Below are 13423 nucleotides of genomic sequence, written 5' to 3'. Positions count from 1 at the left end.
GAACCCGGTGACGAGAGCACCGGGTTCTTTTGTTTTGTACATTCCCCTAGCAGGCCTAATCATCCGACAAAATTCGGGGAATTTCGGGGAGTGACAGGCACCGCCAAAAGGGAGCCTGCTGCTTTCGCCTTGATCCGAATGACGTTGGAGGGAACATAGGCGACCGGTACTTCTTCCATATCGATGAGTGAGACCGTAGAAGGGTCTGCTCCGGCATCGATGGTTTTTTGCTTCACGAGGGTTTCGACTTCGGCGACTACTTCTTCCCGGCTTCGACCTACGGTAGAAAACATCTTATCCACTTCCCCGCTGACCTGGGCGATGGCGGCCCCGATGGCATTGGCACAGCCCGCATTGGGAGGTCTCAGCACTTGTGAGGTTCCGTCTAACTCCCCTTGAATGAGCAGCGCTCCACCCCCTACGAGGATGACCGGCAAGTCCTGATTACTCGTTTTAATCTTATCAATCACATCAGCCACTTGACCTCGGATGACTTCCATCGCTTTTTCCCAGGTGCTGCGTGAGATAGCATCTAAGCGTGACAAGTCACACTTGGGATGGTCTATCAACGCAAGTCCCGAAGCCAGAAGGCAATCCGTTGCGGTTAACGTACTTCCTCCGAAGGCAATGCTCTCGTTTACGATCTGATACCCCACACTGTCAGGTCCGACCGTGACCTCCCCCTCCTTCTCCCGCACGATACTTCCGCCGCCAATCCCAATGGAGATAATGTCCGGCATACGGAAATTAGTCCGAACCCCACCGATGTTCACAGCAATGGAGGATTCACGTGGAAAGCTCTTAACGAGAATCCCTACATCTGTGGACGTTCCGCCAATATCGCAAACAATACAATCCTCCAACCCACTTAGGTAAGCGGCCCCGCGGATACTGTTGGTGGGTCCAGATCCGATCGTTAAGATCGGATATTTTTTCGCGTATTCCAGGGACATTAGCGTTCCATCGTTTTGGGCAAAGAAGATATCCGCCTCGATCCCGTATCGTTCTAGCGCTTTCTCGAGTCCCTTTGCGACCATGTCCGCAACTTTTACCAAGGCCGCATTCAGGGCAGCGGAGTTTTCCCGCTCTAATAAGCCTAAATTGCCGATCTCCGAGGAGAGCGTAACGGGAAAATCTTCGCCAAACCGTTGCTGAGCTAGGCGGGCAAATTCTTTTTCATACTGATCCACTACGGGGGAAAAGATGGACGTAACCGCGATCGACTCCACCCCTGAAGCCTCCATCTGATCAAGTATCCTCTCACATTCTTCCTCAATGAGTCCCGATCCGTTTAATGGCCGGCCGTCAAACTCACTTCCTCCGTGGATGAAGTAATACTCATTTCCCACGGCCTGCTTTAAGGATTCCTCCCAGGTAAACATCGGTTCAATCGCTTGCCCTGCCGGCAGGCAAATCCGCACCACCGCGATTTTTGCCAACCGTTTTTTCTCGATAATCGCGTTCGTGGCATGGGTCGTACCCAGCATGACATAACGAATTCGACTAAATTCAACCTTACTATTCTTCAGCACTTGCTCTAAAGCGTTAAATATTCCCGTTTCCACGTCTGGCGTGGTGGCTGCTTTGGTCGAGGAAATGACCCGATTCTCCTGATCCAAGATCACCGCATCCGTATTCGTTCCGCCGACATCAATCCCAATCTTATAGATCATCGAACTCCTCCTCCCTGTTTGGCCATCAGCTCAACCGGAACATAGTCATAATCATAGCCAAAGTAGCGGGGCCCCCACACTTCGATGGCGGCTGGACTCCTCATAATGTCAGGGGTAGGAATGCCCAGGCAAATCACGCGAAAGCCGTATCGCAACCCTTCCGTTGTCAGCGGAACCCCTGTCTCATAGTCCAAAAAGCTGATCAGGTCGGGAACGATAGCGACCGGCGTATCACCAATCTTGGCAATGAGGTTCTCATTTTGAAAATCCACATGCAACTGATCTCCTGTATATTCCTCAAACCCATCCACGACCGCTTTCCCTCGGACAAAACCATCCGTTGATCTGCGTTCCACATCCACCACCTTGCCTTTAAAAAGGACGATAGCTTCTCCATAGATGGACTCCCTCGTCACTCGCTGAATAGCCTCAATGGGGTTGCGTTTTTGCTGATTGGCCTCACGAATGGCTTTTCCCAGCTTGATACAAAGGCTGATCGTATTAGGGATTGCCGTACGCCTGACCTCAGCCCCGGTCATCGCATATTCTGCAATATGGGCCACGCCCCCCATCCGAACAGCAATTCCTCTTGAAATATGCTCAAGCATAGGATTATCCAGCGTTTCTAGCAAACAATAATCGCCGCGTTCATTGTGAAGTCCCATCGGGGTGCCCTTTATACCATAAATATGGAAGGTTTCCATCTGCAATTCGGGAAAAGCCCGGCCCATCCCATCCGCATCCACCAACGGAATACCGGCTTGGGACGCCACCACAAACGGGATCGTCGAGTTTAATCCCCCGCATTCAATCGGCATGGTGGCAAACGCTTTTTTACCGAGCCGCTCTTCCACCAATCGCAAAGATTTCAGCGCTTCATCCCCGTTGGGAATCTTCTCTACCATGATGGTTGGAGCTCCCATCATCGCCGTAGGAATCACCCATTGATCCTCCGGAACCTCAGACGGGTCGAGCAGCTGGATCGGGCCATTTTTCCGAATAAACTTTTGCACCATGAGTTTTCCTAGGTAAGGGTCTCCCCCTCCCCCGGTTCCTAACAACGCCGCACCAACGGCTAAATCTTCAATCTCTTGCTCACCTATCCATGTTGGCAATGTCTTTCTCCCCTTTCACTTAGAATCCGGTGTAATCTTCGACGTACGTCCCTTTTCTCGCCTGAATACCCAACTTTTCGCAGAGCTTCACGATCGCAATATAAGCGACAAAAGCCACGATAATCGAGTTAAGAGAAGGAATACCCGCGGTTACGGTATACCCGGCAAGAGAAGCAATCGCCCAAGCAACAAAAGCTGCCCAATTTACCTTGCTGTATTCCGTTCCCACTCCGAATCGATAGTTTCCTTTTTGGATCACATAGTAATCTGCAATCAAGATTCCCGCAATCGGCGGGACGAAAATCCCCAGGATACTGAGCCATGGAACAAAATAATCGGCTATGCCCAGAAAACCGAAAAAAGTAGCAATAAGACCGGATATAATAACGATCGTTGATTTTTTAATCTTGATAATATTAGATAGCCCGAGAGAAGAGGAGTAAAGGTTATTGTCATTGGTCGTCCATTGAGCTGCAATCAAAATCAGCATAGCGGGTATGCCCAATCCAAGCGAAATCATCGCCGCTGGTAAATCTCCGGATTCCGTTGCTGCGTAGGTCACTGCCCCAGCAATAATTACGAACGAGTTAGCCACAATGTAACCAATGAGCGTAGCGATCCAGGAGGTTTTTCGCGACTTCGCATATCGTGTAATATCGGCTTGCACCACTGCCCCTGCTGCGAAACTGCCAACGGCCATCACGATACCCGCGGACAAAGGGATCGGGTTGGCAGGAACCTTATCGAATAAGCTTGCCCATCCTCCTGCCTGACTCACGGAAGCAGCTATCCCCCACCCGGCAAGGATGACCAGAGCAGGAATCGCAATGCGGCTAATGACTGCTAACCCCTTGTACCCAAAGTAGGCAGAAAGGATCATCAGAATTCCGCCCCATAAGGCTGCAATCTTCGGAGATGTCAATACCCCTCCGTCAGGCACCATGGCGCTCACCGTCATCCCGAAGAATCCAGTTTGCACGGAAAACCATCCCATGAGTGAAATCGCCCAAACGGCTCCGATCACTTTCGCCCCTTGCCGGCCGAAAGCATGCCGGGAAAGCATGGTGGTGGACACGCCGTGCTTGGCTCCTGCGGCTCCAATCAATCCCCCATAGATCGCGAGAATGGTGTTCCCGATGAGAGCAGCGAGAATCGCCTGAGCTAAGGTTAGCCCCGCCGCCATCGCAGATCCGGTGAACAACCCCGACATGGCAATACAGTATCCAGCCGTCACGAGCGAAACATCCAAGGCACTCCGCTTTTCGTGCGGCTGCACAGGTGTCACCGCATGATCACCAAACACATCCTGAATTTCCTCTACCTTATTGATGGTATGGACATTACTGTGTTCGACCTCTGTACTCATTCCTTGCACCTCCCTTTTTTAAAATTATAATGATATATTAAAAAATTTAAAATATTCTATAGACTAAAAATTACATGCTTTTCTTGTGCAGGTGCATAACCCCTCTTACGACAACCTTTTGAATAGAATGGCCAGCTCAAATTGAAGACGATGGGGATTGATGAACGGATCCACCTGCAAGATTTCCTTGATCCGCTGCCGTCTATACGTCAGTGTATTACGATGTACATTAATTTGACTTGGCAGCTGCTGTACATCTGGACTGAATAACAGCCATTCCAACGTTTCAGACAGATCCGTCTGATATTGTCGATCATACTCTTCCAAAGGTTGAAGCAATTGTTTGATCCGATCCAAACGGGGGTGATAGGGCAACGAATGAAGAAAAGCAAAGGCGGGAAAGTGAGCTGCATCCAGGACAGTTGGCAAAACCGGCATCCTCTTTCTCAATGCCAAAAGATCCAACAATTCCTGGTATAGCTGGCCTCCCTCTTGAGCGATTTGGGTCTCTTTTCGAAATGCAATCCCTACCGCCCCCTCTTCTTCCAGCTTCGACAGTAGGTAACCCAACCATTCCGCATAGAAAGATTCAAACGTTTCCCCCTTATGTAAGTCAGGAGTGGGTAACAAAAGAAGGACACGCTGTCCATACATCAAGGAGATGCAGCGGCTATGTTCTTTTTCCAACACTCTTTGCAAAAGATGGAAGATACGTTCCGTGCTGGACTGCTCTTCGATGGGTTGAAGGACGGCCATTCCTTGAATGTCCTTCATCTTCCACCCCAATTTAGAAGCTTGCAACATTAAAGAATCCGCAGAAAGGTTTCTTGCAATCAACCAATCATCGAGCAAGCTGTTTTCGTGCCTCCTTTTCGTTTCCTCGATTACGGCTTTCTGTGAGAAAAAGAGAGCAAGGCTAGTCGACACATATTCATGTATCAACCGCTTCAGAGCTGAGTTTTCCTTTTCCATAATTACAAGAAAATAGCCATAGACATCTTCTCCCGTGCGGATGGGCCGAGCATAAAAATTCCCCTGTGGTGTCGCCCAGTGGATGGGGTTGGCAATTCCTTTTGTACAAAGGGGCTGTCCATGCTGCCGGATGAGCCGACCGAGTTCCTTTTCAGGAATGGATCGCTGCTCCTCCCAAAAATTCCAGGCCATTAACTCTAAATTCCGGTCGAGGATCACGATGTTTTCACGTAAAATCTGACTCATATTTTTTACGATTTCGTCCAAGCTATACTGCATTGCAATCCAATTATGAAGATCCTTTTGGATTTCTAAAGCCTGTTGCAATTCTTTTGTTTGTGTTTTTTTGATCGCCTCAAGTACCGGTGATATGACTTCAATATAAGCGACATCTTGGGGAATCTCGATGATGGGAATCTGAAGTTCATTCGCCTTTGCCACCACCTCTGGTGACAACTGCTCGTAATACATGCCCGGATAACAAAGACCTAGCGCCGAGACGTTTCTTTCCTTCATCCTCTCCAGAAGCAGAAGCTGGGCTCTTCGATCGTCTTGAATGGTATAGAACGCAGTTAGAAAAAGCTCATTTCCGCGAAACCACTGGTACGCCTCTGGGACCTCGATCACACTCACATGCTCCAGCAGGTTGTTCAGCCCACCGTGACCCGCGAGTACCCTCGCTTTCTTTAGTCCCCCTAACTCCATGGCCTCTTTCACCAAAATCCCCATTTAGATCCCACCTTTTTTCACGCCTTTTTTATTACATTACCTAAGAAACGCTTGGAGATGAAGGAAATAAGTCATATTTTCTAACAGTCGATGTGTTCTGTTAATAGATTCAATTTTCTGAACCAAAAACCTTTTTCAGAACAAAAATAGACCCACTCTTCATGATTTCATGATAAGTAGGTTTAACTTAATAAGTCATTTAACTAACTTCAATACCCCAGAGCGCGGGGATGACAAGATCTCACTCGGCCACCCCCTCCAACAACCCCATTTCCAAACAAGCCGCAATCAAAAGGACTTTCACCCCTTTTTCAAAGTCAACTTTAATCTGGTCTTCGTTAACTTCCAGGATCATCCCCTGTCCAAAAGCCCGGTGCTTAACCACTTTCCCAACGATTAAATCCGCTTTATCCTTAATCGCATCCGGATTATCCTGTTTTGAAGGCTTCACCATATTTTTGAGATCCACAACAAAGATGGACTCATCCACCTTTTTCCCATCTCTTTCTCTATACACGATGAACTCCAAGTGCTGCTTCGCCCGGGTCATGCCGACATAAAACAGACGAGCAGCTTCCTCCATTAAGGACTTATTGCTCGCCGTCAAGTCATCCTTGAAATCCTCCGAAGAGGGGATAATCCCATCGATCAGATCAATCATATAAACGCGCTCAAACTCTAACCCCTTCGCACTATGAAAGGTAGAGCATGTCACGACATTTTGACCTTTCCGGGATTTGGAGGACTTCAAGACCGATTCCAAATGCCTCAACCTTCTTGCAAACTCCTCCAAGGACTCGAGCCCGTTAGCAATCTCCTCCAACGTGTTCAAGATTCCGATCAGGTATTCCTTTCGAAATCCAAGACGCTCGCACATCTTTTCAAGGGCCTTCTCGTAGCCTAATCGTTTACGAATCACCTGAATGGCTTCAAGAGGAGACAGGCTCTTCATCTGCTGAAAGGTCTCTTTACACTCCGTCAACGCTTTGACTTGATAATCCTGTACTGGGACGTACCGAAGCAAGTTATCAAATACGGATCCCTGATTCTTGATGTCCTTCAACGCCGCCATCTGTTGCTTCGAAATGTATCCATTAAATTTCATATGGATGCTCTCCAAAATGTCAGCTCGTTTATCCGTAAAGGACATCCGCATGAAGTTCAGGATATCTTGCACGACCCAATGCGAAAAAAAGCGATGATCCGCATCCTTCATATAGAAAGGGATTCCTGCTCGATCAAATTCATTCATTAGGGCAATGGAGGAGGAATGGTTGCGGTACAAAACCGCCACCTCAGACAGCTTTTCAATCTTTTGGATTTCTTGTACCAAATATTTGGCCTGGTATTGATAGTCAGCAAAGCTTTTGATGCGGACCGGCTGGGATGGAGGATTCCCGGTAAACATATTTTTTTCATATCGGTTCTTGTTTCGCTTAATGAATTGGTTGGCTGCCTCTACGATGTTCTTCGACGAGCGATAGTTCTGCTCCATGAACAAGACAACCGCGTTTGGATACACCTTCTTAAAGTTCAGCAAGTAAGACGGCTCTGCCCCCCTCCAACTATAGATCGATTGATCATCATCGGCAAAAACACAAAGATTCCTATGCTCTCCCACTAATTTCTCAATAATGGCATGCTGAACCAAGGAAGTATCTTGACTCTCATCGGTTAATACATAATCGTACCTTTGCTGATACCTTTGCAGCAGCTCCCGATCCCGTTCTAAGATCTTATTGCCGATCGTTAGCATATCATCATAATCTAGCAAAAGCTTGTTCGAACCCGACTTCTTAAAAGCCTCATACTCCCGCAAAATCCGCTCAGCTTCGGGAACGTCCACTTTAACCCCCGGCCACTTTTCTGGAGGGATCATTTTGTTTTTGATAAAGCTAATATACGTGGTCAGCTCCTCCATTTGGTCATCTGTGATATGTTCGCCCACCAACGATTGATATAGCTTCCGTAGTATCAGCTTCTTGTGCAGCGGCTGTTGATCCGCACCTTGGGATTCCTGGGATTCCAGGTCAAGGTCTCCCTCAATAATTTGGAAATCTAGATTTTTCTTCCGAAAATACTCTCGCACGACCTCAAAAGCCAAACTGTGTATCGTTGAAAAATCCACAGGCGATAGGCCAGGAAAAAAACGTTTAAATCGTTCCTTCATCTCGGTTGCCGCAGCGCGACTAAATGTAACGGCTTTAATCCGCGAAGGATCTACTCCTCTTTCTTCTATTAGATAGCCGATCCGCATGATCATCGTTGTGGTTTTGCCCGATCCTGGCGATGCCAATAAGAGCACCGGTCCTTGCGTTTGAAGAACGGCTTTTAACTGAACCTCATTTAACGAGACGCCTATTTCATTCTTTTTGCGTACAAAGAAATCTTCCCTCATCATTCTCTACTTAACCTTTCATTCGACTATTCCTATGCTCATCATTATAGCACCCTATAGGAAATGAAGAACAAGGGGAGGACAGGTTTTTTATAGAAAAGGAAGTGACCGACTTTCTCTCCTGTGCCTAGTGTTTGTTTCCATTCATCCGACAAAATCCGAGCAATTTCGGGGAGTGACAGGCACTCACTTCAGCACCAAGCACACTAAACTATTGTCTTTACTTAGATTCCAATCCACAAAAATATCGTCTATGGGTTGCTTAAAGACCGCTTCAAACCGCCCTTCACGGTCAAAGTAGCTTTTCGTCAAATCCTCCATGGTAACGAGAAGAGTCTTGCTAAAACCTTTTGAGATTAAAGCTTTTTCCAGAGGAATCAAGACCCCCATTCGTACCAGCACAATGATCTTTGGTGATATCTGATAAACAAACGTGCTTTCTGGTGTTTTTTGAACGATGGAACTAACCCGATTGACCTCGTGAATCAATGCGAGTCTTTCAGGAAATCCCTCTCTATCATCCTCTTCTACTGGCAAAACGTCTCGTTCAAAAACGACCGTAATCATTCCCGAGTTCTTAACATAATTCCAATCGTGGTAAAAATCTTTAACCTCTTCTTCGAACTCCAATTCAAGGATCCCTCTAAGTTGTGACAAGACCGTTTCCATCACAATATTTCGTGAGATCTGGAGGTTATCGCGGTTCCCGTTTTCAAGAAGAACAGCCTCCATCGGTGAAACAAAACCTTTCAAGTAAAAAACGAGATATCGATATTTAAGATACGCCTGACAGAACTCAGGTCCTCTGCCAAAATTTTTTCTCAGCAACTTGCTAGTTAGGTTACTTATGTTTATCAACTTTTGCTGTAATGGGGACAACATCGATGTCCTACCTCACCTTCCACAAAGAAAGACAACAACTCAACCAATACCCCCTTAGGTATAAATACAAAAAGGGCCAAAATAATAGCTAAAGCTAGCTACTATTTTGGCCTATGAATAGCTCAATATGAATTGTCTATAACATCTTCCAAAAGGGTCTATGAAAGTTTCATTTCTTTTATAGTTTAAATGTAATTATCCCTTATTTTACCCAAGGCTTTTTAACAATTCAATCTTATTATTCAAGTTTTATAAATAAATAAATCCGGTATACAAAGAAAAGACCAATTAAGCGAAGTTTGCTTGATTGGCCTTTTTTGCAGCGATATATAAAGCAGCGAGACAAATTACTTTAGGCAAGGAGGGAGCCTTTTCATAAGGAATGGTAGAATCCAGGCTGCCGATCGGGCGAAACCTGAAAAAATGATTGCTGCCGCTCATATAACAATCATAGCGATAACCTTCTTTAATAAATTTTTCGACGATGATCCAGGATGCTTTTTCATCTTTTGAATACTGAGGTATGTCTTCTCTAGAGGTTTTCTCCAAAACTTGATGAGCCACGAGTTGGTCGAGTTCATATCCTGCTTCCATTTCATCAACTCCCTATGGTCGCTAAAATCTTATGTTCATTATCGGCTTTTTCTTCGGTGAATGCGATAGTATTGTAATATTATGTAACAAAAAACCTTGCTGAGCACCCCATGGTTGTAAGAGATCCTCCGTAAAGGCAACCTTAGAGTTGTGCGGACATGGATCCCTTAAATCGGATGGCCAAATCAGATAGAGGAAAGCCCTGGAGGTCGATACTACTGGCCTCCAAGGCTTCCTCAACTTCTCCTCAACTTTTCCGCTACTGCACGGTTACTTTAAAGGTTTGTGTAACATCTCCATCTTTAATCGTAACTAGGATAACATCATTCGCTCGGAGGTCAAGGGTAGACAACCCGGATGTCACTACATACCCGTTGAGTTTGACGTTCACATCAGCGTATCGATCCTTTGCTTCAGCTACGATTCCTTTAAAAGAGTCCACTTTTACAATTGCCCCATTCGATGTGGTTAACCCAGCCCATGTTCGCAGTTCATGCCCGCCAATGGTCAGTCTCTTCAGCAGATAATCCTGCTCCCTCACCAACTTAACTTTTAGGTTTCTACCAGGCTGCCATTCTTGACTTCCACTACCACGCGATCCCCTGAAAGGAACGGAAAATTGCTAAGCTGACTAGGAGTGTAGATGCTATCGTTAATCTTTACCGTAACAACGGCCGCACTGTCTTGGGCTCTTACTTCTAATCCATTATAAGAGGAGAAATCTTGAACTTCTACAATTGCACCATCAGTCGTGGTGAGTCCGGATAGATTTCTAATATCGACTCCATTGATCCTGAAACGGTCTAGGGATAAGTTTTCAGCCTGGACGAGCTTGACTTTATATTCTTGAGTCGTAGTTCCGTCTTTCACCACCACCTGTACCACATCCTGGGCATAAAGCCTGTAATTAGCCAGTTGGGAGCTAGAGATTTGGGTACCATTTACTTTGACCGTGACGGAGGCCTCTTGATCCTTGGTTTGGAGGGTAATTCCTTTTAGGCCGGATTGATTCACTTTTAGAACAGCCCCTTGACTGGTCGTGAGTCCAGCCAATCCATTCACATTCATCCCGCCGATGGTAAATGTCGACAAGCCCACCTCATCCGCATGGACCAGATTCACGGTGTACTGTTGAGTCCGATCTCCATTTTTCACCGTTACCACCACTTTATCTCCAGAGCGAAGAACATAGGTTGAAAGACTGCTGACCGGTACTTGAACGGAATTTACAGTGGGTAATTTCTACCACAGGGTTCAATATAAATTGAGTAGCTATAACCGTGATATTCTCCGCGGCAAATCCGGTCGGTAATGGCCAAAAGCTATTACCTTGAGTCAGAAACCACAGTCCCATCCCTGCAGTGCCTGTACACTGTCGAGGACCCGACTTGGCGCTATCGCATCGATGTGGGCGTCAATGGAAAGGACATAAACCTGGCTCCCCCATTCCTTCCCTAGGCATTCTACAGAGCCAACAATAATACTACAGTCACCACCCAAAATTAACGAAAAAGTCCCTGCCGAAAACAAGGTGTGACTTTGCTTCGCCATCGCTTCCCACACCTGCCGTGGAGCTGGCCAGTTTCGTATCGGCTCGATGTTATGGCGTGGTAGATATGGGGGAAGTTCCAGATCACCCACATCCTCGACATCACAGCCTCCATCTAATAATCTATCAATTAAGCCCGCTACACGAATCGCTTGAGGAGCATTTTCCGTCCCCGGGTATAGCGCTCCAGAAAATGTCGGGACCCCAATAACCTTTATCCTCATATCTACCTCCGATCAACCTTTTTCCAGATCATCATACCGCAACTCTCAACTCAACGGTTATTGTTCAGAGTGATATTTTTTGACAAATTTCGGGGATTTTCGGGGAGTGACAGTCACCCATTAAGGCAGGGGTCCAAGCAATTCTTCCTTCACTCTCATATGCTTGTAGGAGAAACAAATCTAGTTAATAGAGGAGGTTTGGAAAGATGTTGCTAGAGATTTCTTTTGTCGTTGGCGCTGCCATGATGGCAGCTGTGGCTTACTTTTTACATGAACAGCACCTAGACAGTAAATTCCAGCCTCATAAGCCTAACGAATTGGTCGTAAAGTTCACAGAAGGCACGTCTGCAGAGGAGATCGATCAGATCCATCGAAAAGCCCGGTGTGAAGTGCTGGAAAAAAACGAGGAGCTAGGGACGTATACTGTGAAATCGACTCGTAAGATGCGGCGGATGCTGAACCATTATGAGAAGCTTTCACAAATCGAGTACGCCGAGCCAAACTATACGTTTAAAGCTTTCTATACACCAAATGATCCTTTCTTCTCTTCTTTTCAATATGGATTGCAAAGGGTTCAAGCTCCTTCCGCCTGGGATGTCACTCAAAGCACCCCCACTACCATCATCGCCATTCTCGATACCGGTGTTGATCCCAATCATCCCGACTTACGGGGCAAATTGCTCCAGGGATATGATTTCGTCGAGCGCGATCTTGCCCCCAATGATGCAAATGGCCACGGCACCCATGTAGCCGGGATTGCCGCGGCCGTTACAAATAATGCTGTTGGTATAGCCGGGATGGCTCCTCGCGCCTCTATCCTTCCCGTTCGAGTGTTGGGCAGTGACGGCAGCGGATCCCTGCAAGCTGTTGCGAATGGTATTATTTACGCCGCAAACCAAGGAGCCCAGGTCATCAATCTAAGCCTTGGATCACCAGCCACCTCCACTACCCTTCAAAACGCCATCCAATACGCCTGGAACCGAGGCACCGTAATTGTTGCCGCAGCAGGAAATGAAAACTCCCGAACCCCGAACTATCCGGCCAACTATCCTCACGTCATTGCGGTTGCCGCAACCAATCAAAATGACACTCGTGCCTCTTTTTCCAACTATGGGAGATGGGTCGAAGTGGCTGCACCCGGTCAAAGCATTCTCTCCACCTATCCAGGTAGCCGCTATACGTATTTAAGTGGAACCTCTATGGCCGCTCCATACGTTGCAGGTCTTGCCGCATTGCTTGCCGCACAAGGACGTTCACAAACCCAAATTCGTGATGCGATCCTTAATACCGCAGACCCAGTCGCCGGAACAGGCGTATTCTGGGTGCACGGAAGAATCAATGCCGCGCGGGCCGTGAGATCGCCATAGGATCGACAGGATTCGAGGAGTTTCGGGGGATTTCGGGGAGTGACAGGCACCATTTGAAACAAAAACCACCAGCTCCGACTTAGCGGACTGCTGGTGGAAATCTCTCTTTCAATGCATCTAACATCCTTTTACTCGTTGTGATGATCTTCCCCGGCAATTGATCCAAGGAGAAATAACGAAGCTCCAGTCCTTCATGATCCTTTTCTAGTTGGCCCCTAACATCCTTGGTAAGGAAACTGACGATCACATTGTACACTTGGTCTCCATTCGGATAGGTGTAGAAAAACTCTTCACCGGAAAAAATCTCAAAAAAATTCAATTGACCAGCGGTTAATCCTGTTTCCTCTAATAGCTCTCTTCTAGCTGCTTCCTCTACGGTTTCCCCGAGTTCCATAAATCCCCCAGGAATGCCCCAATCCTGTGTGTCAACCCGATGTTGCAGCAAAACTTTATCCTGCTCATCCATAACCATTACAGCCGAGGCCACCAAAATCAGGGGCCGATTTCCTACAGCCTTACGCAAACCTTCTATGTATCCCATCCCGTTCCTAACC

At 47.0% G+C, this 13423-nt stretch carries 12 protein-coding genes; 1 reads left to right on the top strand and 11 read right to left on the bottom strand.

The window, feature by feature from the left end; all coding sequences use genetic code 11:
* Positions 1-59 precede the first annotated feature (59 nt).
* From EIZ58_RS20820 to EIZ58_RS20775, 10 genes are all read right to left on the bottom strand, one after another.
* The gene (locus tag EIZ58_RS20820; RefSeq protein ID WP_134702770.1) at positions 60-1673 is read right to left on the bottom strand and encodes a hydantoinase/oxoprolinase family protein; all 1614 of its coding nucleotides are present in this window, start codon (positions 1671-1673) and stop codon (positions 60-62) included.
* Complete coding sequence (locus tag EIZ58_RS20815; RefSeq protein ID WP_134702769.1) at positions 1670-2788, bottom strand: S-methyl thiohydantoin desulfurase family protein; 1119 nt, start codon at positions 2786-2788, stop codon at positions 1670-1672. Before EIZ58_RS20815 ends, EIZ58_RS20820 begins: the two co-directional genes overlap by 4 nt.
* Positions 2789-2807: 19 nt before the next feature.
* Positions 2808-4154 (bottom strand): cytosine permease, encoded by a 1347-nt coding sequence (locus tag EIZ58_RS20810; RefSeq protein ID WP_134702768.1) that lies wholly within the window; start codon positions 4152-4154, stop codon positions 2808-2810.
* Between the two features lie 105 nt (positions 4155-4259).
* Positions 4260-5855: a PucR family transcriptional regulator gene (locus tag EIZ58_RS20805; protein WP_134702767.1), complete on the bottom strand. Its 1596-nt coding sequence runs from the start codon at positions 5853-5855 to the stop codon at positions 4260-4262.
* A gap of 241 nt (positions 5856-6096) precedes the next feature.
* Positions 6097-8253, bottom strand: a complete 2157-nt coding sequence (locus EIZ58_RS20800; protein WP_134702943.1) for an ATP-dependent helicase — start codon at positions 8251-8253, stop codon at positions 6097-6099.
* 186 nt (positions 8254-8439) lie between these two features.
* Positions 8440-9135, bottom strand: coding sequence for a Na-translocating system protein MpsC family protein (locus tag EIZ58_RS20795; protein WP_134702766.1), 696 nt, complete (start codon positions 9133-9135; stop codon positions 8440-8442).
* 288 nt (positions 9136-9423) lie between these two features.
* Positions 9424-9729: a hypothetical protein gene (locus tag EIZ58_RS20790; RefSeq protein WP_134702765.1), complete on the bottom strand. Its 306-nt coding sequence runs from the start codon at positions 9727-9729 to the stop codon at positions 9424-9426.
* Between the two features lie 259 nt (positions 9730-9988).
* Positions 9989-10270, bottom strand: coding sequence for a hypothetical protein (locus EIZ58_RS20785; RefSeq protein WP_134702764.1), 282 nt, complete (start codon positions 10268-10270; stop codon positions 9989-9991).
* An 11-nt stretch (positions 10271-10281) separates the two neighbouring features.
* Entirely contained in the window at positions 10282-10893 is a 612-nt protein-coding gene (locus EIZ58_RS20780; RefSeq protein WP_134702763.1) for a hypothetical protein, read from the bottom strand.
* Between the two features lie 171 nt (positions 10894-11064).
* Complete coding sequence (locus EIZ58_RS20775; protein ID WP_134702762.1) at positions 11065-11502, bottom strand: arginase family protein; 438 nt, start codon at positions 11500-11502, stop codon at positions 11065-11067.
* Between the two features lie 206 nt (positions 11503-11708).
* Between EIZ58_RS20775 and EIZ58_RS20770 the strand changes: the two genes are divergently transcribed.
* Positions 11709-12869, top strand: coding sequence for a S8 family peptidase (locus EIZ58_RS20770; RefSeq protein WP_134702761.1), 1161 nt, complete (start codon positions 11709-11711; stop codon positions 12867-12869).
* Positions 12870-12948: 79 nt separating this feature from the next.
* On the opposite strand, the gene EIZ58_RS20765 is transcribed toward EIZ58_RS20770, so the two are convergent.
* Complete coding sequence (locus EIZ58_RS20765) at positions 12949-13410, bottom strand: NUDIX hydrolase (RefSeq protein ID WP_134702760.1); 462 nt, start codon at positions 13408-13410, stop codon at positions 12949-12951.
* Positions 13411-13423 lie beyond the last annotated feature (13 nt).

Source organism: Ammoniphilus sp. YIM 78166 (assembly GCF_004522215.1).
Taxonomy (GTDB): domain Bacteria; phylum Bacillota; class Bacilli; order Aneurinibacillales; family RAOX-1; genus YIM-78166.
This window is presented reverse-complemented; position numbering and strand designations above follow the sequence as displayed.